This is a genomic window from Sphingomonas echinoides (genome assembly GCF_029623395.1).
Lineage (GTDB): Bacteria > Pseudomonadota > Alphaproteobacteria > Sphingomonadales > Sphingomonadaceae > Sphingomonas > Sphingomonas echinoides_A.
Map to the genome: position 1 here is coordinate 68,007 of NZ_JAPYKK010000006.1, position 25,048 is coordinate 93,054.

Annotated in this window: 26 protein-coding genes; 18 read left to right on the forward strand and 8 right to left on the reverse strand. The window is 65.1% G+C overall.

Features of this window, described 5'->3' with window-relative positions; genetic code table 11:
• Positions 1 to 33: 33 nt before the first annotated feature.
• Complete coding sequence (locus tag QBJ92_RS05535; RefSeq protein ID WP_277968691.1) at positions 34 to 1,956, reverse strand: CocE/NonD family hydrolase; 1,923 nt, start codon at positions 1,954 to 1,956, stop codon at positions 34 to 36.
• Positions 1,957 to 2,125: 169 nt separating this feature from the next.
• Between QBJ92_RS05535 and argS the strand changes: the two genes are divergently transcribed.
• From argS to tatC, 8 genes are all read left to right on the forward strand, one after another.
• A complete protein-coding gene (gene argS / locus QBJ92_RS05540) occupies positions 2,126 to 3,850 on the forward strand; it encodes an arginine--tRNA ligase (protein WP_277968692.1) in 1,725 nt (574 codons plus the stop codon).
• The gene (locus tag QBJ92_RS05545; RefSeq protein WP_277968693.1) at positions 3,850 to 4,527 is read left to right on the forward strand and encodes an SPOR domain-containing protein; all 678 of its coding nucleotides are present in this window, start codon (positions 3,850 to 3,852) and stop codon (positions 4,525 to 4,527) included. The genes argS and QBJ92_RS05545 overlap by 1 nt, the downstream gene beginning before the upstream one ends.
• 48 nt (positions 4,528 to 4,575) lie before the next feature.
• The gene (locus QBJ92_RS05550; RefSeq protein ID WP_277968694.1) at positions 4,576 to 5,583 is read left to right on the forward strand and encodes a glycoside hydrolase family 3 N-terminal domain-containing protein; all 1,008 of its coding nucleotides are present in this window, start codon (positions 4,576 to 4,578) and stop codon (positions 5,581 to 5,583) included.
• Between the two features lie 68 nt (positions 5,584 to 5,651).
• On the forward strand, positions 5,652 to 6,392 hold the full coding sequence (locus QBJ92_RS05555; protein ID WP_277968695.1) for a segregation and condensation protein A: 741 nt from the start codon (positions 5,652 to 5,654) through the stop codon (positions 6,390 to 6,392).
• Positions 6,389 to 6,964 (forward strand): SMC-Scp complex subunit ScpB, encoded by a 576-nt coding sequence (scpB, locus tag QBJ92_RS05560; protein WP_277968696.1) that lies wholly within the window; start codon positions 6,389 to 6,391, stop codon positions 6,962 to 6,964. Before QBJ92_RS05555 ends, scpB begins: the two co-directional genes overlap by 4 nt.
• A gap of 27 nt (positions 6,965 to 6,991) precedes the next feature.
• Entirely contained in the window at positions 6,992 to 7,228 is a 237-nt protein-coding gene (locus tag QBJ92_RS05565) for a twin-arginine translocase TatA/TatE family subunit (protein WP_010162721.1), read from the forward strand.
• A gap of 18 nt (positions 7,229 to 7,246) precedes the next feature.
• Complete coding sequence (locus tag QBJ92_RS05570; RefSeq protein WP_277968697.1) at positions 7,247 to 7,720, forward strand: Sec-independent protein translocase subunit TatA/TatB; 474 nt, start codon at positions 7,247 to 7,249, stop codon at positions 7,718 to 7,720.
• Positions 7,717 to 8,496: a twin-arginine translocase subunit TatC gene (tatC, locus tag QBJ92_RS05575; RefSeq protein ID WP_277968698.1), complete on the forward strand. Its 780-nt coding sequence runs from the start codon at positions 7,717 to 7,719 to the stop codon at positions 8,494 to 8,496. Before QBJ92_RS05570 ends, tatC begins: the two co-directional genes overlap by 4 nt.
• A gap of 88 nt (positions 8,497 to 8,584) precedes the next feature.
• On the opposite strand, the gene QBJ92_RS05580 is transcribed toward tatC, so the two are convergent.
• From QBJ92_RS05580 to QBJ92_RS05590, 3 genes are all read right to left on the reverse strand, one after another.
• A complete protein-coding gene (locus QBJ92_RS05580) occupies positions 8,585 to 8,719 on the reverse strand; it encodes an entericidin A/B family lipoprotein (protein WP_277968699.1) in 135 nt (44 codons plus the stop codon).
• Between the two features lie 305 nt (positions 8,720 to 9,024).
• On the reverse strand, positions 9,025 to 10,608 hold the full coding sequence (locus QBJ92_RS05585; RefSeq protein ID WP_277968700.1) for a sensor histidine kinase: 1,584 nt from the start codon (positions 10,606 to 10,608) through the stop codon (positions 9,025 to 9,027).
• 7 nt (positions 10,609 to 10,615) lie between these two features.
• On the reverse strand, positions 10,616 to 10,885 hold the full coding sequence (locus QBJ92_RS05590) for a NepR family anti-sigma factor (RefSeq protein ID WP_277968701.1): 270 nt from the start codon (positions 10,883 to 10,885) through the stop codon (positions 10,616 to 10,618).
• Between the two features lie 172 nt (positions 10,886 to 11,057).
• Between QBJ92_RS05590 and QBJ92_RS05595 the strand changes: the two genes are divergently transcribed.
• Both QBJ92_RS05595 and QBJ92_RS05600 read left to right on the forward strand, forming a co-directional pair.
• Positions 11,058 to 11,864 (forward strand): response regulator, encoded by an 807-nt coding sequence (locus tag QBJ92_RS05595; protein ID WP_277968702.1) that lies wholly within the window; start codon positions 11,058 to 11,060, stop codon positions 11,862 to 11,864.
• Between the two features lie 340 nt (positions 11,865 to 12,204).
• Positions 12,205 to 12,849 carry a sigma-70 family RNA polymerase sigma factor gene (locus QBJ92_RS05600; RefSeq protein ID WP_277968703.1) on the forward strand — a complete coding sequence of 215 codons (645 nt, stop codon included), beginning with the start codon at positions 12,205 to 12,207 and terminating at the stop codon, positions 12,847 to 12,849.
• Here QBJ92_RS05600 and QBJ92_RS05605 read toward each other — a convergent pair.
• Complete coding sequence (locus tag QBJ92_RS05605; protein WP_277968704.1) at positions 12,830 to 13,051, reverse strand: hypothetical protein; 222 nt, start codon at positions 13,049 to 13,051, stop codon at positions 12,830 to 12,832. The genes QBJ92_RS05600 and QBJ92_RS05605 overlap by 20 nt on opposite strands.
• A gap of 82 nt (positions 13,052 to 13,133) precedes the next feature.
• Between QBJ92_RS05605 and QBJ92_RS05610 the strand changes: the two genes are divergently transcribed.
• From QBJ92_RS05610 to QBJ92_RS05640, 7 genes are all read left to right on the forward strand, one after another.
• A complete protein-coding gene (locus tag QBJ92_RS05610) occupies positions 13,134 to 15,803 on the forward strand; it encodes a DUF294 nucleotidyltransferase-like domain-containing protein (RefSeq protein ID WP_277968705.1) in 2,670 nt (889 codons plus the stop codon).
• The gene (locus QBJ92_RS05615) at positions 15,800 to 16,270 is read left to right on the forward strand and encodes a peroxiredoxin (protein ID WP_277968706.1); all 471 of its coding nucleotides are present in this window, start codon (positions 15,800 to 15,802) and stop codon (positions 16,268 to 16,270) included. Before QBJ92_RS05610 ends, QBJ92_RS05615 begins: the two co-directional genes overlap by 4 nt.
• Positions 16,271 to 16,478: 208 nt before the next feature.
• The gene (locus tag QBJ92_RS05620) at positions 16,479 to 17,690 is read left to right on the forward strand and encodes a M23 family metallopeptidase (protein ID WP_277968707.1); all 1,212 of its coding nucleotides are present in this window, start codon (positions 16,479 to 16,481) and stop codon (positions 17,688 to 17,690) included.
• Positions 17,691 to 17,747: 57 nt separating this feature from the next.
• Positions 17,748 to 18,089: an iron-sulfur cluster insertion protein ErpA gene (erpA, locus tag QBJ92_RS05625; RefSeq protein WP_277968708.1), complete on the forward strand. Its 342-nt coding sequence runs from the start codon at positions 17,748 to 17,750 to the stop codon at positions 18,087 to 18,089.
• Between the two features lie 30 nt (positions 18,090 to 18,119).
• Positions 18,120 to 18,899 (forward strand): exodeoxyribonuclease III, encoded by a 780-nt coding sequence (xth, locus tag QBJ92_RS05630; protein ID WP_277968709.1) that lies wholly within the window; start codon positions 18,120 to 18,122, stop codon positions 18,897 to 18,899.
• Complete coding sequence (locus QBJ92_RS05635; protein WP_277968710.1) at positions 18,896 to 19,711, forward strand: transporter; 816 nt, start codon at positions 18,896 to 18,898, stop codon at positions 19,709 to 19,711. The genes xth and QBJ92_RS05635 overlap by 4 nt, the downstream gene beginning before the upstream one ends.
• Before the next feature lie 178 nt (positions 19,712 to 19,889).
• Complete coding sequence (locus QBJ92_RS05640) at positions 19,890 to 20,165, forward strand: hypothetical protein (RefSeq protein WP_277968711.1); 276 nt, start codon at positions 19,890 to 19,892, stop codon at positions 20,163 to 20,165.
• 56 nt (positions 20,166 to 20,221) lie between these two features.
• Here the strand turns inward: QBJ92_RS05640 and QBJ92_RS05645 are convergent, their stop codons facing one another.
• Complete coding sequence (locus QBJ92_RS05645; RefSeq protein WP_277968712.1) at positions 20,222 to 21,379, reverse strand: N-acetyltransferase; 1,158 nt, start codon at positions 21,377 to 21,379, stop codon at positions 20,222 to 20,224.
• Between the two features lie 134 nt (positions 21,380 to 21,513).
• Here QBJ92_RS05645 and QBJ92_RS05650 point away from each other — a divergent pair, with 134 nt between their 5' ends.
• Positions 21,514 to 22,623 carry a fatty acid desaturase family protein gene (locus QBJ92_RS05650; protein ID WP_277968713.1) on the forward strand — a complete coding sequence of 370 codons (1,110 nt, stop codon included), beginning with the start codon at positions 21,514 to 21,516 and terminating at the stop codon, positions 22,621 to 22,623.
• A gap of 6 nt (positions 22,624 to 22,629) precedes the next feature.
• Here QBJ92_RS05650 and lptG read toward each other — a convergent pair whose 3' ends face one another.
• Together lptG and lptF are read right to left on the reverse strand one after the other, a co-directional pair.
• Entirely contained in the window at positions 22,630 to 23,724 is a 1,095-nt protein-coding gene (gene lptG / locus QBJ92_RS05655) for an LPS export ABC transporter permease LptG (RefSeq protein WP_277968714.1), read from the reverse strand.
• Positions 23,721 to 24,914 carry an LPS export ABC transporter permease LptF gene (lptF, locus tag QBJ92_RS05660; RefSeq protein ID WP_277968715.1) on the reverse strand — a complete coding sequence of 398 codons (1,194 nt, stop codon included), beginning with the start codon at positions 24,912 to 24,914 and terminating at the stop codon, positions 23,721 to 23,723. The genes lptG and lptF overlap by 4 nt, the downstream gene beginning before the upstream one ends.
• Positions 24,915 to 25,048: the final 134 nt, after the last annotated feature.

The following is a 25,048-nucleotide window of genomic DNA, read 5'->3' on the forward strand; positions in this document are numbered from 1 at the left end:
CGGCTTGCGCCGGGGTCACGGGACTGCGTTCGCTTACTGCGCCACCACCGGCAGCAGCACCGCGCTCGCGCCGACGCTGCCGTGCTGGATCGTGACCGTCGCCTTCTTGTAATCCTGCGGCTTCGCCAGGAAGATGTTGGGGACGAAGGTCTGCGGGTTGCGGTCATAGACCGGGAACAGCGACGACTGGACCTGCACCATGATCTTGTGGCCGGGCAGGAATTCATGGTTCACCGCGGGCAGGCGGAAGCGATATTCCTGCGTCTTGTTCGCCGGGATCGCGGTCGGCTTGGCGAAGCTGTCGCGGTACCGCCCGCGGAAGATGTCGAGGCTGATCGCCAACTGATAGCCGCCCATCTTGGGGTTGCTCGCGACCTCGTCGGGATAGACGTCGATCAGCTTGACCACGACGTCGCCATCGGTCCCGGTCGTCTTGGCGAAGATGTCCGCCCATGGCACGCCCGAGACCTTGACCGTCTTGGTGAGCACCGGGGTGGAATAGCTCATCACGTCGGTCCGGCCATCGACCGAGCGCTGGTCGGACACCAGCCATTCGCCCCAGCGGCCATCCTCGAAGTTGATCGGACGTGGCAGGTACGGGACGGGGTTGGCGGGATCGGAGACGTAGCTGTCGCCACCATTCGCCGCGCGCTGGAAGCCCAGGCCCTTGTCGGCCTGGAGATACAGCGGCGTCAGCGGCGTGGCGCAGCCCTTGTCGCAGGACAGCGGCCATTTGGGGAAGTTATCCCAATGGTTCGCGCCGGTGTTGTAGATCGCCGCGGCGGGCAGAGTGACCGCGGGGCCGTCCTTCAGATACTGGTTGAAGAACGGCAGGACCATGTCCTCGCGATATTGCTGCGACGTGTCGCCGTTCCATTGCAGCGGCCCGAGCGAGCGGCCTTCGCGGTTGATCTGGCTGTGCCGCCACGGGCCCATCACCAGATAGTTGTTCGCCTGGTGGCCCGCCTTGACCAGCGCCTCATAGGCGTGGATCCCGCCCCACATGTCCTCATGATCCCACAAGCCCTGTTCCCACAGCGTCGGGACGTTGGACGGGCTTGCGGCGAGCAACGTGTCGAGCGCCTGGCCCGACCAGAAGCCGTCATACGCCGGATGCTGCACCATGCGGTTCCAGTACGGGAGCTGGTCGTAGCCCGACTTCTTCGCCCAATCGCCTGCGGAGATGGTGCGGAAATTGTCGTAATCGTCATAGCCGCCCGATGGCGGCGATTGGCCCGCGCCCTTATAGCCGGTCTGCGAGGCGAGCCAGCCGATGTTGGGCAGGCGGAACGCGCCGTAATGGAACCAGTCGTCGCCCATCCAGCCATCGACCATCGGGCTCTGCGGGGCGGCGACCTTGAGCGCCGGATGCGGATGGAGCAGCGCCATCGCGACGGTGAAGCCCTCGTAGGACGAACCGATCATCCCGACGCGGCCGTTCGACTCCGGAAGGTTCGCCTTGTTCACCAGCCAGTCGATCGTGTCGTAGGCGTCGGTGGTGTGATCGACCTTGGTCTGGTTGAGCGGGCCGATCACCGGGCGCGTGACGACATAATCGCCCTCCGAGCCGTATTTGCCGCGGATGTCCTGATAGACGCGGATGTAGCCGCCTCGCACGAACATCTCGTCGGCGAGCGGGAGCGTCGACAGTTCGCTCGAGGAATCCATCCGGTTGGCGCGGCCCTTGGCGTTGTACGGCGTGCGCGTCAGCACGATCGGCGCGTTGGTCAGGCCCTTGGCGTAGACGATCACGGTGTAGAGCTTGGTCCCGTCGCGCATCGGGATCATCGCCTCGCGCTTCACATAGTCGCGCGCCGCTTCGGGCGGGGTGAAGCTCTTGGGGATGTCGCCGCCACTGGTCTGGCCGGCGGGCGCCGTCGTCTGCTGCTGTGCGAGCGCTGGGGTGAGCGCGATCAGCGCCGCGGTGGCGGCGAGCAGGAACGACTTGGAATGCATGGGCAACCTTTCGACACAATGTGTATGCTGCGGGTGGTACGCAAGGTGTCGTGGCGGACGCAACCATTGATGGTACAATGTTACACATTTTCTCGGTGTGCTACGGAGGTTTTGCCCCGCAGCCGCATCTCGGCTATGCGCCGCGCTCGCTGACAAGACCGGACCGAACATGACCCTGTACACCCGTTTCGCCGCGCACATCGATGCGGCGCTCGATACGCTCGTCGCTGCCGGGGACCTTCCCGCAGACCTGTCGCGCGCCAACGTCACGGTCGAGCCGCCGCGCGACATCACGCATGGCGATCTCGCGACCAATGCCGCGATGGTGCTGGCAAAACCCGCCAAGACCAACCCGCGCGCGCTCGCCGAGAAGATCGCCGCGCATCTGGAAACGCTGGACGAGGTTTCGAGCGTGTCGGTCGCGGGGCCGGGGTTCATCAACATGACGCTCACCGACGACACGTGGCGGACCGAGCTGTCCGCGATCCACGATGCGGGTGGCGACTACGGCCGGTCGACCCGCGGTGCGGGGACGACGGTCAACATCGAATATGTTTCGGCCAACCCTACGGGTCCGATGCACATGGGGCATTGCCGTGGCGCGGTCGTCGGTGATGCGCTTGCCGCATTGCTCGAGTTCGCCGGGCATAAGGTGATCCGCGAATATTATGTCAACGACGCGGGCGGGCAGGTCGACGTCCTCGCGCGCTCGGTGCACCTGCGCTACCGCGAAGCGCTCGGTGAGACGGTCGAGATCCCCGAGGGTCTGTATCCGGGTGACTATCTCGTCCCCGTCGGGCAGATGCTCGCGACCGAGTTTGGCGATACGTATGTCGGCAAGCCCGAGGGCGAATGGCTCGTGCTGTTCCGCACCCGCGCGGTTGCTGCGATGCTCGTGCTGATCAAGGCGGATCTCGCGCAGCTTGGCATCCATCACGACCTGTTCTCGTCGGAAGCCGAGCTTCAGGCGGCGGGCAAGCCCGAGGCGGCCGAGCATGACCTGCGCGCGCGGGGCCTCATCTATGATGGCGTGCTCGAAGCGCCCAAGGGGCAGGAGCTCGAGGATTGGGAGCCGGTCGTGTTGCCGCTGTTCCGCTCGACCCAGTTCGGCGACGACCAGGATCGCCCGATCAAGAAGTCGAACGGGCAATGGACCTATTTCGGCGCGGATCTCGCCTATCACTACCAGAAGGCGCAGACCGCCGACGCGCTGATCGACATCTGGGGTGCCGACCATGCCGGGACGGTCAAGCGGATCGTCGCCGCGGTGCAGGCGCTGACCGGCGGCAAGACGCGGTTCGACGTCAAGCTCGTCCAGATGGTGCGGCTGATGCGCAATGGCGAGCCGATCAAGATGTCGAAGCGCGCGGGCAATTTCGTCACGCTGGCGGATGTGGTGAACGAAGTCGGCAAGGACGTCGTTCGCTTCACCATGCTGACGCGCAAGGCCGATGCGCAGATGGACTTCGACTTCGCCAAGGTGGTGGAGGCGTCGAAGGACAATCCGGTGTTCTACGTCAATTATGCGCACGCGCGGATCGCCTCGCTCCATCGCCGCGCGACCGAGGCGGGGATCGCGTGCGATACCGTCGACCTGTCGCTGCTCGACACCGAGGACCTTGCGCTGGTGAAGTTCGCGGCGCAGTTCCCGCGGATCGTCGACACGGCCGCGGCGGCGCGTGAGCCGCACCGGATTGCGTTCTATCTCTATGACTTGGCAGCATCGCTCCACGCGTTATGGAACGTCGGCAACGATCGGCCTGACCGGCGCTTCCTGCTGGCGGACAACCCCGGCGTGACGTGTGCGCGGCTTTTCCTGGCGGAGGGGATCGGGCAGATCATTCGCAACGGTCTGGGGATCATGGGCGTCCAGGCGGTGCAGGAGATGAATTGATGGCGTTCGGCGATCGGGACATGCGCGACAGCGATCGGCTTCCCTGGCTGGAAACGGTCGAGCCGGAGCGGACTGCCGACGTTCCGGTCGTCCGGATCGTCATGATGGTCGTCAGCCTGCTGCTCGTGGTCGCGGTTGCGATCCTCGGCTATCGCTATTGGGATACGCATCGCGGGATCAGCGGCAACGGCGCGCTGATCGCGGCGCCCGAGGGGGCGTATAAGATCCGCCCGACCGAGCCCGGCGGGATGGTCGTGCAGGGCGAGGGCGATACCGCGATCGCGACGAGCAACGGCGACACCATGGGCAATGCGTCGATCGACATGACCGCCGCGCCCGAGGTTCCGATCGAGGGCAAGAAGGTCGCCCCGCCGCGGATCGATTCGGGCGCGCGCAAGGCGATCTCCGCGATTCCGTCGGCGGACGGGGCGATATCCGGCGGCGCGCTGATCCAGCTCGGGTCGTTCGATACCGAGGCCGACGCCAACGATATCTGGAAGCGGATCGCCAAGCGGCACAGCTATCTCGCGCCGCTGGGGAAATCGGTCCAGATGGCGCAGGTCAATGGCCGCACCGTATATCGCCTTCGGGTCAACGCGGGGAGCACGGGGCAGGCGAAAAGCCTCTGCACGAAACTGGCCGCCGAAGGTCAGGCGTGCTTCGTTCCGCGCAGTTGATGCCCCGCGCGGGGTGACGCGGCGGTCGGCGGACGATAGGACGGCGGGATGAAGCCCGTCATCTTCGGCCTGTCCGGCCCCGTCCTCACCCCCGACGAACGCACCTTCTTTGCCGCGGTAGACCCGGCGGGGTACATCCTGTTCAAGCGCAACATCGTCGATCGCGCGCAGGTGCGGGCGCTGACCGACAGCTTGCGCGATCTTTCCGGGCGCGCGGACCTGCCGATCCTGATCGACCAGGAAGGGGGCCGCGTCGCGCGGATGCGCGCGCCCGAATGGCCCGAATTTCCGGCAGGGCCTGCGTTCGATGCGCTGTACGAGATCGCGCCCATCTCGGCGATCGAAGCCGCCAAGGCGAATGCACAGGCGATCGGCCTGATGCTTGCCGAGGTGGGAATCACGGTCGATTGCCTGCCGTTGCTCGACGTGGCGCAGGCCGACACGACCGAGGCGATCACCACGCGCGCGCTCGGGTCCGAACCGCTCCGCGTCGCGGCGATGGGGCGCGCGATTCTCGACGGGTTACGCGCGGCGGGCGTGGTCGGCGTGGTCAAGCACATGCCGGGTCATGGCCGCGCCAAGGTGGATACGCATTACCATTTGCCGACCGTCACCGCATCCGACGCCGAACTGGCGATCGATCTGCAGCCGTTCGTCGCGCTCAAGGGCGCGCCGATGGGGATGACGTCGCACATCGTGTTCGAGGCGTGGGACCGCGAGCGGCCGGCGACGCTCTCGCCCGTGATCATCGAGGAGATCATTCGTCGCCGGATCGGGTTCGACGGGCTGTTGATGACCGACGACATCGACATGAAGGCGCTGAGCGGCACCGCCGGGGACAAGGCCGCCGGGGCGATCGCGGCGGGGTGTGACCTGGTGCTCGATTGCTGGGCGCGGATGGACGAGATGGTCGACATCGCGGGGCGGCTGGGCGAGATGTCCGACGTGTCGCGTGCGCGGATGGATCGCGCGATGGCGACGGTCGCCGGGGTGGAGGCCGAGGGCGACATGGCTGCGCTGATCGCCAAGCGGGATGCGTTGCTGGCGCTGGTGTAACGCTGGGCCTGGAGCGGCCGACAAGCCGCTCCCCACGCCCCTGTGAATTTGGTAGCGTGCCGCCACGCATGACCGATACGCCCGAAACGCTGACGCTCGATATCGACGGGTGGGAAGGTCCGATGGACCTGCTGCTCGCGCTCGCGCGGAGCCAGAAGGTCGATCTCAAGCAGATCTCGATCCTCGCGCTGGTCGACCAGTATCTGCGCTTCATCGAGGAAGCGCAGGCGGCGCTCGAACTCGCGGCGGATTATCTCGTGATGGCGGCGTGGCTCGCGTATCTGAAGTCCGCGCTGCTGCTGCCGCGCGATCCCGAGGTCGAGCCTTCGCCCGAGGAGCTCGCGCTACGGCTGCAATTGCGGCTCGAGCGGCTGAACGCGATGCGCGAGGCAGGCGCGCGACTGGTGGCGCGTGACCGGGTCGGGCGGGATGTCTTTACGCGCGGTGCGCCCGAGGGGCTTCGCACGATGCGCAAGGCGCTGTGGCAGGCGGAAATCTATGATCTGATCGCGGCGTACGGCGTCATCACCGCGCGGACGCGCCCAGCGATGCACATCGTCGCGCACCGCCCGGTGATGACGCTGGAGGCGGCGCTGGCGCGCGTGTCGCGGCTGGTCGGCGTGGAGATCGACTGGCGGCTGATCGAGAGCTTCCTGCCCGCCGACGCCAGCGGCCTGTTCCGCAAGTCGGCGCTTGCCTCCTCGTTCCTCGCCGCGCTCGAACTCGCCAAGCAGGGGAAGGTCGAATTGCGGCAGCAGTCGCCGTTCGCACCCTTGTACATCCGCGCAATCAGCGTGGCGGCGGCATGACCCCGCCCGACGCCACGATTCGCGCGGTCGAGGCGGTGCTGTTCGCGGCGACCGAACCGATGACCGCCGATGCGATCCGGGTGCATCTCGGCGGGATCGAGGTGCGCACGGCGCTGGTGGCGTTGCAGGCGGATTATGCGGGGCGCGGGATCGAGCTGGTGCGGCGTGGCGAGCGCTGGCATTTCCAGACCGCCGCCGACATGGCGCACCTGCTGCGGCGCACGCATGAGGAACCGCGCAAACTGAGCCGCGCCGGGATCGAGACGCTCGCGATCATCGCGTATCACGAACCGGCGACGCGCGCCGAGATCGAGGCGATCCGGGGCGTGCAGATTTCGAAGGGGACGATCGACGTGCTGATGGAAGCCGGGTGGATTCGCCCCGCGGGTCGGCGCGAAGTTCCGGGTCGTCCGCTCCTTTATGCCACCACACCAGCGTTTCTCGCGCACTTCGGCCTGGCCAGTCGGCGCGATCTTCCGGGGTTGGAAGATCTGCGCGCCGCCGGGCTGCTTGATCCGGTCGATCTCGCGTTTGAAACTATGGAGGTGGCAAAGCCGTACGATGAAGACTAGATAGAATGAATTCCTAGGAGATTGACCATGGGTGGTTTCAGCCTTGTGCATTGGCTCATTTTCGGCGTTATCGCCATCCTCGTGCTGGGCGGCGGTCGCTTTTCCAGCATGATGGGCGATGTCGCCAAGGGCATCAAACAGTTCAAGAAGGGCATGGCCGAAGAGGACGAGCCCGGTCGCGAGCCGAGCCGGATCGAAGCGAAGGCGGCGGCTGACCCCGTTTTCGACCGTGACGGCAACCGCGTGCGCGACCGCGAAGCCTGATCTCGGGCCGGTAGTCGCATGTTCGACGTCTCCTCGTCCGAGGTGATCATTCTCGGGGTCGTGGCCTTGCTGGTCATCCCGCCCAAGGACCTGCCCAAGGCCATGCGTTCCGCCGGCTATTGGGTAGGGCGGGTGCGCGGGATTGCGACGCAGTTCCGGTCGGGCTTCGATTCGATGGTCCGCGAGGCGGAGCTGCACGAGATGGAAAAGAAGTGGGCGGCGGAGAATGAGCGCATCATGCGCGAGCACCCGCCAACCCCGGTCCAGATGCTGCCGTCCGCCGATTCGGTCCCGAACGGGGAGGAGGGCGAGGCGGAGCCGCATATGGTGGCTCAGCCGGTGGTGCAGCCAGCGCACGAGCTTGCCGGGCCGGTACAGCCCGAAACTACGACCGGTGAGCCACCGGTCCCAGTGAACCCGCATCCTGCCGGGGAACCCGCAGCGGTAGCGAAGCACGGCGACGAGACGTCGCCCCGGACGGTGCAATCATGAACGCGCCAACCGACGACCTCGAAGCGAGCCGTGCGCCGCTGCTGGATCATTTGATCGAGCTTCGGCGACGGCTGTTTTACTGCCTCGCCACCGTGTTCGTCGCGGTGATCGTGACATATGTGTTCTCGCGCGACATTTTCACGATCCTGGTGCAGCCGCTGCTCAAGGCGGGGCAGACGCGGATCGTTACGATCGGGGTGTTCGACGGGTTCTTCGTTCAGCTGAAAATCGCGCTGTTCGCGGCGGTAATGATTTCGTTCCCGGTGATTGCGAACCAATTGTGGGGTTTCGTCGCGCCGGGATTGTACCGCAAGGAAAAGAAGGCGTTGCTCCCGTTCCTGATCGCGACGCCGGTGCTGTTCGCGATGGGCGCGTCGATGGCGTATTTCCTTGCCGTTCCCGCCGCGTTGCACTTCCTGCTGAGCTTTCAGGGCAATCTTGGCGGGGTCGAGCAGGAGGCGCTGACGTCGGTCGCAAGTTACCTCGACTTCATCATGCAATTCCTGTTCGGGTTCGGGATCGCGTTCCTGATGCCGGTGGTGCTGATGATCGTTGAGCGGGCCGGACTGGTGACGCGCAAGCAGCTGATCGGTGCGCGACGGTATGCGATCGTCGGATGCTTTGCGTTGGCGCTCGTGCTCGCGCCGCCAGATGCGGGGTCGATGATCATGCTCGCGGTGCCGTTGGTGCTATTGTACGAACTGGCGCTGATTGCGATCTGGTTTTCCGAACGCGGTCGGACCAAGGCCGCAGGGACCGATCTGGTCGAGAGCTGAGGCCTAGCGCCAAACCCCGAACGGCAGGCATGAAAAAGGCCGCCTCTGCAGTGCAGGGGCGGCCTTTTCCGTTCCAGCGTGGCGGGTCTTACTTCGACTTGTCAGCCGTCTTCTCGACCGTGCTGCCTGCCGACTTCACGTCCTTGCCGACACCTTCGACGGTGTTGCAGGCGCTGACCAGCACGGCGCTGGCGATGAGGGCGAGACTAAGAACCTTACGCATGGGAATCTCCTTCGAATGACGAGCATCTCGCCTGAGCGAGATGCCTGCATGCGGAATGATCGACAAAGACCTTCGTTCCACCTGTCGAACATATTCGGTCGGGACGGGTCAGTGATGATGGTTTTGGGGGAATTGGGCCCGGACGCACCACCGGGGGGGGAGGGGGTAGGTGCGACCGGGCCCATGTTGTGGATAGCGAGAGCGGGGGGGCATAAATTCGCTATCCGAATATCAGAACGGGTATTTGGCGATCTGGTTCCCGGGAAAATGTCGCGAACCGGAAAATTCCGTTTGCCGCGGTTCGATCAGTCGCGACCCGTGATGGCGACCGAGATTTCGTAGGCGCCGACCAGGGGATCATAGTGCAGCTTGGACCGCAACTGGCGCGACAGGCCCTCGATCACGCGGCCATAGCGTTCGGTCACCAGCGTGCGCATCGTATCGCCATCCGCCAGCGAGGGAGAGTTGATCCGGAGGAGCGCGCGCTGCTCCGAAGGGTCGGGCGATATCGAGATCCGCACCTGCGTCGTGGGCGCGACGGTGATCGCGAGTTCGACGATTTCGGTGATCAGGAACGCGATCGCGATCGAGATATCCTGGTTGGCGAGGAACGGCGCGATATCGAGCGCGATGCTCAGCTGCGCACCCTCGGGCGCGGTCGCCCGGATGTTGGCGGCCAGTTCGCCGATCACCGATCGCAGTTGGAGGCCGCGGTTTTCCTCGATCTCCGCGAAGTGGTTGCGGTGGACGACGGCGAGCGCGTCGACGCGGCGCTGGATCGACGCATAGGCATGCGCGGCCTCGCGACTGCGCGCGGCGCGGGCGTGGAAGTTGATGAGGCTTGAGATGACCTGCAGGTTGTTCTTCACGCGGTGGTGGACTTCGCGCGTCAGCCGGGTCTGGCGGACCAGTCCCTCCGCAAGTCCGGCCTCATGTTCCGCGACGGTGCGGCTGATCGCCTGGAACGTTTCTCCCAGCTCGCGGATCTCCTGCGCGGGCAGGGCGCGCATTATCCCGGGATCGATTTCCTCCCCGGGGACGAACGAGGCGACGCGGGTGCGCAACTGGCGAAGCGATCGAATCAACAGGCGATCGACCACGAACCAGCCGATCCCGGCGGCAGCCGCCCACATCACGATCGGCAGGATCAGCGCGATCAGAACGGGAGACGTGATCGGCGCGGTCGGCGTGCGGGTGACCAACGCGATGTCGTCGACCCCGACCGGCATCGACAGCGCCGTCCGTCGCTCCAGCGGATTTTCACGCGGGAGCCGTTGCAACGTCAGCGTCCGGCGATCGAGCACCAGCTCCGCTTCATAGGCCTGCGCATATCCAGTCGGCGTGGCCACGGCTTCGAGCACGGCCGCCGGGAAGTACGCCGTCGCCCGTGTTCGCCCCGAAGCGCTCGTCGTCGACAGGGTCAGCCCCTGGCCCTCGTGGATACGCGCTGTGACGGGACCGTCCATGCTTGGCGGTGCGGACTGAACCTTGATCGGGAGTGGGGCGCCGCAGATGATCTGACCGCGAGCATCTGTGATGGCGAACCGCGTACCGACCGCGAGCTGCGGGGCGAACACGCCTTGTGCCCGCGCGCAGCTAGGTGCGTCCGCAGGGTCGGCCTCCAGCGCGTTCAGCGAAACCCGCAGTGCCGTCATGTCGCCGATCAGTTCGATCGCGAGTTTACGCGCGCTTTCGGTCGTCGTCAGCCGCATCTGCGCGCGGGTCGCCTCATCAGCGAGCTCCGCCGTGCGCAGGGTCGCGAAGAAAGCGATGATTGCGAGCGGTAACAACGCCGCGCTCAGGATGAGAAAGACTTTCGCGCCCGTCGGGACGCGGTCTAATTGTCGGCCAGTCCGCGCGGGGATGGCATCGCCCGCGGTATCGCTCACCGCAGGCTCAGTCTAATTTGCCAAGGAGGTCGAGCATTTCCGACGGGATGTTCTCCTCGACGGTCTGCTGGTACACCGAGCGCAGCGCCGCGCCCATGTCGCGATCCTTGCTTTGAACCCGTGCGCCCGCAGTCGAGCCTCCGGTCTTCCGCGCCACGGCCGCTTCCGGTTTTTTCGATGATTCGTCGCCCGAACGCAAAGCCGTCCCCCTGAGATCCGGATGACCGGATAGAGTCAAAATGCTGCCGTAACAATCCGGCACGAAGCCCCGCTGCATAAAGAATGCAAGGGGACCGATTGGGACATGAAACCAAATAGCGGTTCGATAGTTCCACCTTAGATGCGAATTTCCGCTCCGAAAGTTCGGGGCAAGGAAAACGCGTTGCATCTGCCGGGGGGCGCTATCACAAGACCACCCGACCTGACCCATCACGGAGACCCCGACAGCCATGTCGCTTGGACAGCAGCTCGCCCCACATCTTCCCTTCCTTCGTCGCTACGGCCGCGCCCTGACGGGGAGCCAGACGCATGGCGACCGTTATGTTCGCGCTACCCTGGAGGCGATCGTCGCCGCACCCGAGGAGTTTCCGCGGGACGTCGATCCCCGGCTCGGTCTGTACCGCATGTTCCATGCGATCTGGACGTCGACCAATTATGACGAAACGCCCGAAAACATGAGCGCGAGCGATGGTGACGGGCAGGAAGCGATCGCGCGTGCGCGGCTTGCCCGGATGACGCCGCTGTCGCGTCAGGCGCTGTTGCTGACCGCGATGGAGGGTTTCACGCCCGAGGACGCGGCGTATCTCATCGAAGTCGAGCCGGAGGAAGTCGACACGCTCGTCGCCGAAGCGCTGACCGAGATCGAGAAGCAGACCCGTGCGCGCGTCCTAATCATCGAGGACGAGCCGATCATCGCGATGGATATCGAAACCATCGTGCGTGATCTGGGGCATGACGTGACCGGTGTCGCGGTCACGCGCGACGAAGCGGTCGCGCTCGCGATGGAAGATCGTCCGGGTCTGGTCCTTGCGGACATTCAGCTCGCCGACGACAGTTCGGGGATCGACGCGGTCAAGGACATCCTGGCCGAGTTCGAAGTGCCCGTGATCTTTATCACGGCCTTCCCGGAGCGTCTGCTGACGGGCGAACGCCCCGAGCCGACCTTCCTCATCACCAAGCCGTTCCAGCGGTCCACGGTCAAGGCTGCGATCGCCCAGGCGTTGTTCTTCGACCAGACGACGGTTCCCGCGATCTGAACCCCCGCCGCTATGGGTTCCTGCCTAGCGGTGGGAACCCATCGCAGGGTCCGGTTGTTGGGTTCCATACGATACGGATTCACAACGAAACGGGGCTCGCATGGCGGACAGGGAAGAAATCCACGTCGACCGGGACAACGCGCGAGCGGGCTCAACCCCGCATGTGACCCGTTACGTCCTCGGCATATCGCTTGCGCTCGTGATTATTTTATTCGCCGTGATACTGCTGGTTTTCAATCGCTAACGTTTAGTTGCTACCATGACGTTCCGCAGGTCCGGTGATGGACTTTGCGGGGGGCCATACCCATGTGTGGTGCATGACGCCACGAGACAGGATTTCATGACCGACGCGATCGATCAGGACGATATTCAGGACGACGTTCCCGTAGTGGAGCACGTCGCGCTTTCGGATCCAGAGTTCAAGAAGGAGTTGGCGCAGGTTATTCCGCACCTGCGCGCCTTCGGCCGTTCGCTATCGGGCAACCGCGATCTTGCGGATGATCTGGTCCAGGAAACGCTGATGAAGGCCTGGGCGGCGCGTCAGCGCTTCCAGGCCGGCACGAACATGCGGGCATGGACGTTTATCATTCTGCGCAACCTGTATCTTTCGCAAATGCGGCGGGCCCGCTTCAAGGGCGAGTGGGATGATCTCGTTGCCGATCGGATCCTCGCTGCACCGGCCAGCCAGGACAAGCACGTCGAACTCGGGGACATGCAGCGCGCGTTGTTGCATCTCCCGCAGCCGCAACGCGAAGCGCTGATCCTGGTCGGCGCGGGCGGCTTTGCCTATGAGGAAGCGGCAGAGATTTGCGGTGTTGCCGTTGGGACGATCAAGAGCCGTGTCGCGCGTGGCCGTGTCGCGCTTGAGGCCGTGATGGGCGACAACAGCCTTCCATCGCGGCGCACGCACCGCAACGAACCTGGTATGAGTGCGCTCGACACGATCATGGGAGAAGTCGACGATCTCAGTCGGGATCGTCGCTGATCCCCTTTTGGGGAGCGCCGAAAGACACCGGCTCGATCGTGTCCAGCGCCATCAAAAGATTGGTAAACATGCCGGTCGGTTCCACGCGACAAGGGTAAGCGCGCGACAAAGCCTTTGCCAAGACATCGCAAGGCCTTGGCGCAGCAACCAGGAATGCGGTTTCCGCACCTCGTTCCATGTTCGTGGTCAATTGCTGTGCCATGGCGCTATAACGACCGAAGCTGTGTATCGTTGCTCGACGTTGCACGGCAAATTCGGACAGCGTTTCGGGATCGCCGCTTTTTATGACAACTTATCCGTCAGTTGCTCTTGCAGCGGACCGTGCGCGGCGGGAATCTCTGTTCCTGGCGCTGTTGCTGGACCGGGAGCCCGATCTTGCGCAGGCGTTTGCGTCCGGAACGCTGCCGCCGATGGACGGCCTCACCACCGATGCCCCCGACGACAGCGTTGCCCGCAGCCTGCGGTTGGCGCGCCGTCGGCTTGCCCTTCGCGTAGCGATCGGTGATCTTGCCGGGATCGACGATCTCTCCACGGTGACGCATGCGCTCTCGGATTTCGCGGATCATGCGCTCGATACGGCGATCAGGACCGCGATCGTCGAGCGGACGCCCGATGCCGCGCCAATGGGATTTGCCGCGATCGCGCTGGGGAAACAGGGCAGTCGGGAGCTCAACTATTCGTCGGACATCGATCCGATCCTGATCTTCGATCCGGAAACCCTCCCATGTCGGCGCGGCGAGGCGCCCGAAACCGCGGCGGTGCGGATCGCGCGGCGTGTGGTCGAACTGCTCCAGACTCGTGACGGCGACGGCTATGTCCTGCGCGTCGATTTGCGGCTTCGGCCGTCTCCGGAGGTGACGCCGATCGCGCTTTCGGTCGATGCGGCGATTTCCTATTACGAGTCGCTGGCCCTGCCGTGGGAGCGTGCGGCGTTCATCCGGGCGCGCGCGGCCGCGGGGGATCGCGTGCTCGGCGATCGTTTTCTCGCGGCGATTGCGCCGTTCATTTGGCGGCGCGCGCTCGATTTCGGTGCGATCGGAGAAATTCGCGGGATCTCGCGCCGGATTCGCGATCATTACAGCCAGGGCCAGGCGTTCGGGCCGGGGTTCGACCTCAAGCGCGGGCGGGGGGGAATCCGCGAAGTCGAATTCTTTGCGCAGATTCATCAGTTGATTCACGGCGGACGCGACCCCGCGCTGCGCGTTCCCGCGACGCGGGATGCGCTTGCCGCGCTGGCGGCGGCGGGGTGGGTCGACCCCGCCGAGGCGGAAGCGTTGAGCGCCGCCTACACGCTGTTCCGCACGATCGAGCATCGCGTCCAGATGATCGAAGATCGCCAGACGCATCAATTGCCGAGCGGTCCGGCATTGGACGGGTTGGCACGGCTGCACGGCATGGCGGACGGGGCAGCGCTGCTGACGGTGCTGCAACCGCACGTCGCCGCCACCGCGCATGCCTATGATGGGCTCGATCCCGATACCGACGGGGCCTTGTCGTTCGATGGCACCGCGATGGCGGCGCAACTCGCGGAAGCCGGGTTCGGCGACACGACCACCGCGGTGCAGCGGATCGAGCAATGGCGCAGCGGCAGCTATCCGGCGCTGCGCAGCCCCGCCGCGCGCGCCGCGCTGGAAGCGGTGTTGCCCGCGCTGATCACGGCACTGGGGCGGTCTCCGGATCCGCATGGCGCGATCATTCGGCTCGACCGGATGCTGGGGCGGTTGACCAGCGCGGTCAATTTCTTCCGCTTGCTCGAGGCGCGTCCGGCCTTGGCGCGGTTGCTTGGGCTGATCCTCAGTCATGCGGTCACGCTGGCGGAAGATCTGGCGGGACGCCCCGAGCTGTTCGACGGGCTGATCGATTCGAGCGCGCTGGATCCGGTTGGCGATGTCGCGGCGCTGATGCGCGAAATGCAGGGCGGGCCGGATTATCAGGCGGTGCTGGATCACGTCCGCCGCGTGGTCGGCGAGAAGCGCTTTGCGCTGGGAACGCAGATCGTCGCGGGCGTATCGGATCCGCTCGACGTTTCCGCCGGTTATGCGCGGGTTGCGGAGGCCGCGATCGGCGTGTTGGCGCACGCGACGTTCGCCGAATTCATGCTGGCGCACGGCGAGGTCCCGGGGAGCGAGCTCGTCATCCTCGCGCTTGGGCGGCTTGGCGGTGGGGCGCTGACTCATGCGTCTGATCTGGACCTCATCTATCTGTTTACCGGGGACTATCTTGCCGAGTCGAACGGTCGAAAGCCGCTTGGTGCGGTGTTGTATTACAACCGGCTGGCGCAGCGGCTCACCGCGGCCTTGTCGGTGCCGACCGCTTCGGGGCCATTGTACGAGATCGACACCCGGTTGCGGCCGTCGGGGACGCAGGGGCCGCTGACCGTATCGCTCGATGGTTTTGCGCAATATCAGCGTGAACAGGCGTGGACCTGGGAGCATATGGCGCTGACTCGCGCGCGCCCGGTGTACGGGTCGAGCGCGGCGCGCGGGGCGGTCCAGGCGATCATTCAAGGCGTTTTGCGCGGCGATCGTCCGGAGCGCGACATCCTGGCGGATGCGCGGGAGATGCGGCGCGAGATGGCGCGGCACAAGCCGCCGCTCGGTCCGCTCGATGCCAAGCTGCTGCCGGGGGGGCTCGTCGATCTCGAGTTCGCGGTCCATATGGTCCAACTGACGCAGCGGATCGGGCTCGAACCCAACCTCAAGCTGGCGATCGCGGGGCTGATCGCGGCGGGTGCCGCACCCGAGACGATTGCGCAGGCGTATCCGGTGCTGGCGCGGCTGCTCGTCACCTTGCGGCTGGTGGCGCCGACGGCGGAGCATCCCGGGCCCGCGACGCAGGCGCTGATCGCGCAGGCGCTGCGGATGGACGATTGGGACCATGTCGTTGCATCGCTCGAGACGACGCGGCAGAACGTCGCGGCGTGGTTGGCGACGGTCGAAGGAAGTGACGGATGACGGATTTGGTCGAAGGCGCAGCGCTCCCGGCGATCGGTCTGGCGGGGCCTGACGGCGGCCGGATCGATCTGCAAACGTACCGCGGCCGTCCGTTGGTGGTGTATTTCTACCCCAAGGACGACACCGCCGGCTGCACCCGCGAAGCGCAGGATTTCAGCGCGGTTTACGCCGAATTGCAGGCGCTTGGCGTCGAATTGCTCGGCGTTTCGCGCGATACACCCGAGAAACACCGCAAGTTCGCGGCGAAATACGACCTTACCGTCCCGCTGGCGTCCGCCGACACGGACGCGGCGCTGGAAGCGTTTGGCGTCTGGGTCGAGAAAAAACTGTACGGCAAAACCTATATGGGCATCGACCGATCGACCTTCCTGTTCGATGCGGGCGGGACGCTCGTTCGGGTCTGGCGGAAGGTTCGCGTGCCGGGTCATGTCGACGCGGTCATCACCGCCGCACGCGCGCTTTCCTGACGATTCGTTTGGTTAACGCTGCGGTTTGCGCACGTTTCAACGGCTCGCCGTAACGGACAGCCGGTTGGGCGCGAGAAGGGGCTGCGCGACTTGCCGTATTAAGGAAAGTTCCGTCAAACCAGCATCAGCCAGTTTTAGGGGGCTAGAACAGGTCGAATAAGCGCGAGTGCCGGGCTCTCCGGCAAGCGCACATGGTCGTCGGGGTTCAATGAAAACGCACATCTTCTCGATCGCCGCCGCATCGCGCCTTGCCTCGCGTGTCGGTGCCTATTTCAAGACCCGCGATTTCATCCTCCATGATGGCCGCAACCAGAAGCGCTTCCGCGTCGGCGTGCGTGCCCAGGCGATGGCCGCGTCGGTCGTCGGTGTCAGCATGTGTTTCTCGGCCTATGGCGTTGCGCAGGCCGCCGTCGGCGCCGCGACGATGACCGGGATCGTCGCCACCCCCGAAGCTCCCGAAATCAAGGTCGCGCAGATGCGCCTGAGCGTCGCTCGGCTCCAGCGCGACATCGCGACGATCCGTGCCGCCGCCGAAGCGCACGCCGTCCGCGTCGATCAGCGGCAGGCGCTGCTGGTCGCTGCCGTCGGCGGCAAGGCCGACGTCGCTCTGTTGTCGCAGCCCACGCCGATCGTCGACGCGAAGGCGGATGCGATCGCCGCGGATGTCGTTGCCCCGCTCAAGAAGATCGAAGCGCAGCAGCTTGCCGCCGCCGGCGACGTCCGCCGCGTGGCGAACCAGCGGCTGTCGCGCACCGTCGCGCATCTTCGCACGCTGGGCATCGCGCCCGAGCGGCTGGTCAAGCGCCAGGTCGTGGCAACGGGTGGTCCGTTCGAGGCCGCAAGCAGCTCGGCCGCCGAGGCCGACCTGCGCGCCGACACGCAGTTCCGGTCGCTGTTCATGACGTGGAAGAAGCTCGATACGCTGCAGCAGGGGACGATCGCGATCCCGTCGGCCCAGCCGGTCGAGCATCTCGCTTACACCAGCAATTACGGGATCCGGTCCGATCCATTCCGCGGCACCGCGGCGATGCATGCGGGTGTCGACATCCCCGGTCCGATGGGCACCCCGGTCTATGCCACCGCCGATGGCGTGGTCGATCGTGCCGAGCGTGCGGGCGGTTACGGCAATCTCGTAGAGCTCGATCATGGCAAGGGCATCCAGACGCGCTACGGCCATCTGTCGAAGATCCTCGTCGAAGCGGGCACGCGCGTTCACCGTGGCCAGTTGATCGCGCTGCTGGGGTCGACCGGTCGCTCGACCGGGCCGCATCTGCATTATGAAGTGCGGATCGACGGTCATGCGGTCAATCCTGTGCCGTTCCTGCAGACCGCCGATTATCTGGTGGCGGCGCAGGACAAGTCGATCCACGCCATCCCGGTTTCGGTCGGTGGCCCGGCAGCGGCAGACGCGGCAGACTGAGCCTGCGCTGATGGGGGAGCGGTTGCCGTTGCGGTCGCAAGCGCTTATCTTCCAGTAATGTCCACCATCCTCGCTCCCGATATCGCGCTCACCCCGTCAGCTGCGGCGCGCGTCGCCACCATCGCGGCGAAACAGGGCAAGCCCGCGATCCTGCGCCTCGCCGTCGATGGCGGCGGATGTTCGGGTTTCCAATATCGTTTCGGCTTTGCGGATTCGGTCGAGAGCGATGACACGGTTGCGGAACTGGATGGCGTCCGGCTCGTGGTCGACTCGGTCAGCCTCGATCTGGTTCGGGGGGCAGCGGTCGATTATGTCGAGGATCTCGGCGGCGCGGCGTTTCGCGTGACCAACCCGAATGCGGCCTCCGGTTGCGGTTGCGGTTCCAGCTTCTCGGTGTAACGTCCGCCCCGACCAACAGGGGCCTGCAGCGTGAAGATCGTCACCTACAATATCAACGGGATCAAGGCGCGGCTTCCGCGCTTGCTCGAATATCTTGCCGAAGAGCAGCCCGACGTGGTGTGCCTGCAGGAACTCAAGACCAGCGATGAAACCTTCCCCGAGGCGGATATCCGCGCGGTGGGTTACGGAGTCGTGTGGCATGGGCAGAAGAGCTGGAACGGCGTCGCGGTCCTCGCGCGCGGCAGCGACCCGGTGGAGCGGCAACGCGGGCTGGACGGAGAACCCGAGGACGAGCACAGCCGCTATCTCGAGGTCGAGATCGGGGACCTGATCGTCGCGTCGATCTATTTGCCCAACGGCAACCCGCGGCCTGGCCCGAAGTTCGATTACAAACTCCGCTGGATCGAACGGCTTGCCGCGCGGGCGCGCGTGCTGCTGGGGGAGGAGCGCGCGGTCGTGCTGGCGGGGGATTACAACGTCATCCCCAATGACGACGATACCTATTCGGTGCGCGCGATGCAGGAAGACGCGCTGATGCAGCCTGAGAGCCGCGGCGGTTTCCGCGCGCTGGTCGCGCAAGGGTGGACCGATGCGCTGCGGACCCGGCATCCGGGCGGGGGAACATGGACCTTCTGGGACTATCAGGCAGGCGCGTGGCAGCGCGACGCTGGGTTCCGGATCGACCATCTGCTGCTGAGCCCGATCGCGGCGGACCGGCTGATCGACGCCGGGGTCGACAAGGCCTATCGCGGGCGGGAGAAAGCAAGCGACCATGCGCCGACCTGGGTGACGCTCAGGGCCGCTTCGTGACCACCGCACGGGGCGCGCTTCTGGCGGTCCTGGCGAGTGGTGCGGCATCGTTGCTGGCGACTCCGGCGCAGGCCGAAGACCGCGAATATTGCCCGCAGCGCCCCGGTCTGGGGACGCCAGCGTGTACGATCGCGCCGGGACGGATTTCGGTGGAAACCGCGCTGACCGACTGGACGCTCGACACATCCCCGGAGGAGCGGAGCGACGTGATCGAGGCGGGCGAAACGATCGTGCGGATCGGCGTGAGCAATGGAATCGAAGCGCAAGTCGGCTTTACCCCATTCGGACGGTCGCGGAAACGCGACACGGCGACCGGCGACATCGCGGTCGTCTCGGGCGTCGGCGACGTGCAATTGGGGGTAAAGGCCAATTTGATGAATCCCGATGGCGACGGTCTGTCGATCGCGGTCGAGCCGTTCGTCACGCTGCCGACCGGGCGGCACGACGTCGGGGCGGGGAATTGGGGGGCGGGGTTCGGCGTGCCGGTCAACTATGGCCTGAGTGACACGGTCAAGCTGGAGGTGACGAGCGAAGTCGACGCCGCGGTCAACGACAGCGGGTCGGGTCGGCATTTCGCCGCGCTGGAAGTGGTCGGCGTCCAGGTCGCGGTGACGCAGGCGCTCAACGCCATCGTCGAGGGCGCCGTGCGGCGGGATGACGACCCGAGCGGAAAGACGACCCAAGTCTACGCGTCGTCTGCGCTTGCGTGGCGGGTGAGCAATCATCTGCAGCTCGATCTGGGGGCGATCGCCGGGCTCAATTCGGCGGCGTCGCGGATCGAACTCTATTGGGGCATATCGCGCCGGTTCTGAGGGAGAGGGACGCTCGCCAAAAATTGGCGCATTTCTCCGATCCTTGGCGGATGTTCCGAAGTTCGGGACGGTGCGTTTCGGCTAACATATTGAATTTACGTCAATCAGGTGTATGGCACGGATAGTGCACTACCCCGTATATCGATGTCGCTTCCGGCTTCGATACACGGAGGATATCATGTTCAAAGTCGTAGCAATGCTCGTCACCGTCGGTTTCGTCTCTACTGGCCCGGCGTTCGCCCGCGAGCGGCCGAAGATGGACACGGTCGCGCTGGCGGCGGCCACCACGTCCGTTGCGCTGCCCGCCTCGGTCCCCGCCGAAGCTTCCGTCTCCGACCGTCAGCGCTATTGTATTCGCGACGTACCGACCGGCACTCACATTCAGCAAACGATCTGCAAGACGCGTTCGGACTGGATGCAGGACGAAGGGTTCGATCCGACTGCCAAACGATGACCGGCAGCAGGCCGGAGGCTGCGCTCGTCGGCGCGAGCCCAGCCGTCCGGCCGCGGTCACAGCGCCTTTTCGTACACCCAATAGCGCTTGTTGACGGTGCAGCCGATCGCGTCCGCAATCGAGTTCATCCCCTGATTGTCGTCCAGAATCCAGCCGATCTCACCCCGCGTCGCGCCGTAATTGGCAACCGAGGCGCGCTTGATATATTCGATCATCATGAAGGCGAGCTGGCTCGCCATGCGGGATGACTGGAGTTCCTTCAGCACGCCCATCAGCGGCACGCGCATCGTCTTCACTTTCGGCTTGCGCAGGAACAGCAGCAGCTTCGCCCAGCCGAACGGAAGCAGACTGCCCTTCAACGGCGCGATCGCCTCGTTGAGGTCGGGCAGGGTGATCATGAACGCGACCGGTCGGCCATCGACTTCAGCGATTCGGATCAGGTCGTTGAACACGATCGGCTTGAGCTTGACCCCGACGTCCTTGATTTCGGGCGGGGTGAGCGGGACGAAGCCCCAATTGTCCGACCATGCATCGTTGAGGATCGCGAGAATGATCGCGGCTTCCTCGTCGAACTTCGTCTTGTCGACCTCTCGTATCCGGATCCGCGGATTCTTCTCGCCCGACGAGATGATCCGTTGGAGGAGCGGCGGGAATGGGACGGTGATGTCGAGTTCGTAGGTCAGCAATTCCTTGACGCGGTGATACCCGGCGGATTCGATCCACGTGCGATATTCTGGCTTGGCGTGCCCCATCATGATCGTCGGCGGATGGTCATAGCCTTCGACCAGCAACCCTGGCTCTTCCCACACCGACATGCTGATCGGGCCGAGCACGCGAGTCATGCCCTGCCGGCGCAGCCATTCCTCCGCCGTGGCGATCAAGGCATGGCCGATTTCCATATCCTCGGCGTCGAACAGACCGAATTGCCCGCAGCCTGGACCGAAGCCTTGCAGCGGGCTCATCGTCAGCGCGAGCGTATCGATGTGCGCGGAGATCCGCCCGACCACGACCCCGTCGCGTTCCGCGAGGAACAGTTGCGCCTTGGCATGGCTGAACCAGCCGTTTTTCTCGGGCGTGATCAACCCCAGCGCTTCGCCCTTCAGCGGCGGGACCCAGTTCGGATCGTCCTTGTACAAGCGGAACGGCAAGTCGACGAACCGCTTGCGGTCGGCCTTGCTCGAGATCGGGCGGATGGCAATTGGAGAGTGGGCCATGGGCGGTCGCCTTGTCAGAGTTAATGCGCCCTCCCGCGCGCGCACCGTCAAGTCAAGTCGTTGCACCTGCGGCAGATCCGCAGCCCCTGTTTTTGCCTAGTTATAGCCACTATCTTGGGCCAATGCCCACGACCATGACGCCATCTCTCTCCCTCGACCTTCGCGCGCACGATCGTACGCCGGACCATGCCCTGCCGCCGGTTCGGGTAAAACTGTCGGAGATTACCGACGACAAGGCGATGCTGCGCGCGGTGGTCGAACTGACGCGCGACCTCAACACGCCGAACCCGCGGATCTACTGGAGCGATCTCTTGCTGTCCGCCGCAGTCGGTTACGCCGGGCTTGCGGTTGCGATGACGGTGGGGTCGGTTGGCTGGGCGCTGTTCGCGGCGCTCGTGGCGATCCTGGGGCTCTACCGCGCGGGGATGTTCATCCACGAAGTGTCGCACATCAAGCACAGCGCGCTGCCGGGTTTCCGTCTGGGCTTCAACCTAGTCGTCGGGGTGCCGTTGCTGGTGCCGTCGTTCATGTATGAGGGCGTCCACAACCTGCATCATAACAAGACTCGCTACGGGACTGTCGAAGACCCGGAATATCTTCCGCTTGCGCATATGAAGCCGTGGACGCTTCCGTTGTTTCTGGTGTCGTCGATCCTGGCACCGGTCGCGTTGCTGTTCCGCTATGCCGTCCTGACGCCCGTGTCACTGCTTTTCCCGCGGATGCGGGCGACGTTGATCGAACGCTATTCGTCGCTGGCGATCAACCCGCAGTTCCGTCGCCGGCAGCCCGAGGATGAAGCCGCGGTGCGGTGGCGCTGGCTCGAGCTGGCGTGCAGCCTGTGGTCGATCACGCTGGTCGCTCTGGTCGTTTCGGGCGTGTTCCCGCTCCATATGTTCGCGATCGCGCTCGGGGTAGCATCGGGCGTCTATGTCCTGAACCAGGTTCGGACCCTGGTGGCGCATCTGTGGGATAATGACGGGGAGACGATGACCGTCACCGCGCAATATCTCGACACGGTCAACGTCCCGCCGCCGGCGCTGTTGCCGGTGCTGTGGGCGCCGGTCGGCCTGCGCTATCATGCGCTGCATCATTTGCTGCCGAGCGTTCCGTATCACGCGCTGAACGAAGCGCATCACCGGCTGATCGCGACGCTCGCGCCCGATTCGCCGTATCACACGTCGAATTATCCGGGGCTGCCGGGTCTGGTCGCGCGGCTGGTGCGGAGCACGATGCTCCGCCGCTGAGCGACGCTATTCCTCGGTTCGGATCAGGACGGCCTCGCCGATCATGAAGAACAGCAGGAACGGCGCCCACGCCGCGAGGAATGGCGGGTAGGCGCCGATATTGCCCATCGCCAGCGCGAAATTGTCCGCGACGAAATACAGAAAGCCGAGCATCATCCCGACGACCGCGCGGATGAACAGCTTGCCCGAGCGCGCCAGCCCGAAGGCGGCGACCGCACCGAGCAGCGGCATCAGGATCGAGGACAGCGGCGCGGACAATTTGTGCCACATCGCGCCTTCCAGCGCCTTGGTCGGCCGGCCACCCGCGCTCAGATCCGCGATCGCAGAGCGCAGCGCGCCGAACGACAGGCCGCCCGCATCGATCGTCGACAGTGTAAACTGATCGGGCCGGACGCCCTTGCCGACCACGATCGACGCAAGCGCCACCTTCTTGCCCGTCACCACATCGAACCGGGTTGCCGGCGTCATCCGCCACCCATTACCTTCGTGGACCGCACTCTGGCCCGTCACGACCGCGATGAGCGACCCGTTGGTACGGTCGAACAGGGTGACGTTGCTCAGCCGCGCCTTGTCGCCGGTGCCGCTGACGCGCTCGACCTGGATCAGGTCGTCGCCGTCGCGCACCCAGACGTTGGTCCGGTCGCCACGGTCGATCGGCATCGGTCCGTACGAGACTTTCTGCCACGCATCGAGCGTCGCGGTCGCGCGGCTGACGACTCGGTCGTTGAAGGTGAACGAGATGATCGCGACGCCGAGGCTGGTGATGAGCAGCGGGGCGAGCACCTGATGCGCCGACAGGCCGGTCGCCTTGAGCGCGATGACTTCGCTGTTCTGGTTGAGCGTCGACAGCGTGATGATCGTCCCCAGCAGCACCGAGAACGGCAGGAACTGCGCGACGATCTCGGGAATGCGCAGCGTGAGATAATGCCAGATCTGCGGCTGGCCGTTGCCCGGCTGCGCCAGGATATGGCCCGATTCGGTCAACAGATCGAGCGCCTGGAGAATCAGCACGAGCATCGCCAGCACCGCGAAGGTGCGGACGAGGAACATCCGCCCCATGTAGATCGCGATGGTGCGCGACGGGAAAAGATCGAGGTTCATGCGGCTTTCTCCCGGCGGCCGGGAAGGAGCTTGAGGATCGCCTTGCCGAGCTTGGCGAAGACGCGTTCGAGCGCGCCGATCGGTTGTCCCCCGGGGACGAACGCGACCGTATAGAACATCCACAGCGTCAGGCTGGCGAAGACCACGAACGGGACCCAGATCGCCACGAGCGGATCGATCTTGCCGAGCCCGCCGACCGCCTGCGCATATTCGTTGACCTTGTGATAGGCGACGATCATGATGATCGAGAGGAACACCCCCAGCGCCGAGGTCGAGCGTTTGGGCGGCACGCCGAGCGATATCGCAAGCAGTGGCAGCAGCAGGATCGTCAGCACTTCCGCCGTCCTGAAGTGAAACGCCGCGCGGCTGGTGTTGCGGAGCTGGCTGGGCGCGTCGCGATCCTGCCCGATGCGAGCGAGCTCGGGGAGCGTGCGCTCGAGGTTCTCGGCGCCGCGGACGCGGAAATTCTCGGTCTTTGGGAGCGGGATCGGGAGATCGAACACGGTGAAGCGCAGCACGCGCGGGGTCGGCACCTTGGCTTCGGTGCGGACCAGCGTGCCCTGGTCGAGCCGGAAGATGATTTCGTCGGGATTGTCGGTCGCAAAGAACTGCCCACCGGCGGCGGTGATCGCGATCGATCCGCCCTTCTTGTCGTCGCGGCGCAGGAAGATGCCCGACAGGCGACGGCCCGATTCGTGGCTCTGTTCGATCCGGAGCGTCATGTCGGTGCCGAAGTGGGTGAATTCGCCGACCTTGATCGACGCCCCGAGCGCGCCCGTGCGCAACTCGTAGCGAAGCTTTTCGTACGCGTAGCGCGCGTCGGGCTGGACGAAGCCGACGATCGCCAAGTTGATCGCGCCGAGCGCGATCGCATACATGTACGGCACCCGCAGCAAGCGCGGATAGCTCATCCCGACCGCGCGCATGACGTCCAATTCGGATGAGGTCGCGAGCTTGCGGAACGCGAGCAGGATGCCGAGCATCAGGCCGATCGGGATGCCGAGCCCGAGATATTCGGGGAGCAAATTGGCAAGCATCCGCCACACCACGCTGACCGGCCCGCCCTCGGTGGCGACGAAGTCGAACAGTCGCAGCATCCGGTCGAGCACCAGCAGCATCGCGGAGATGATCAGCGTCGAGAACAGCGGCACCGCGATAAGCCGGGCCATGTAGCGGTCGATGGACTTCATGATGGCAGGAAAGGCGCCTCTGGCCCAGGCGGATGCCGGGCGTGATCCCGGCTATATCGCGGCACTTGCGGCGGAGCTACCCAATCCTTCGTACCCAGCCGTCGACTCGGGTCGTTTCGCCGGGAAACCATGGT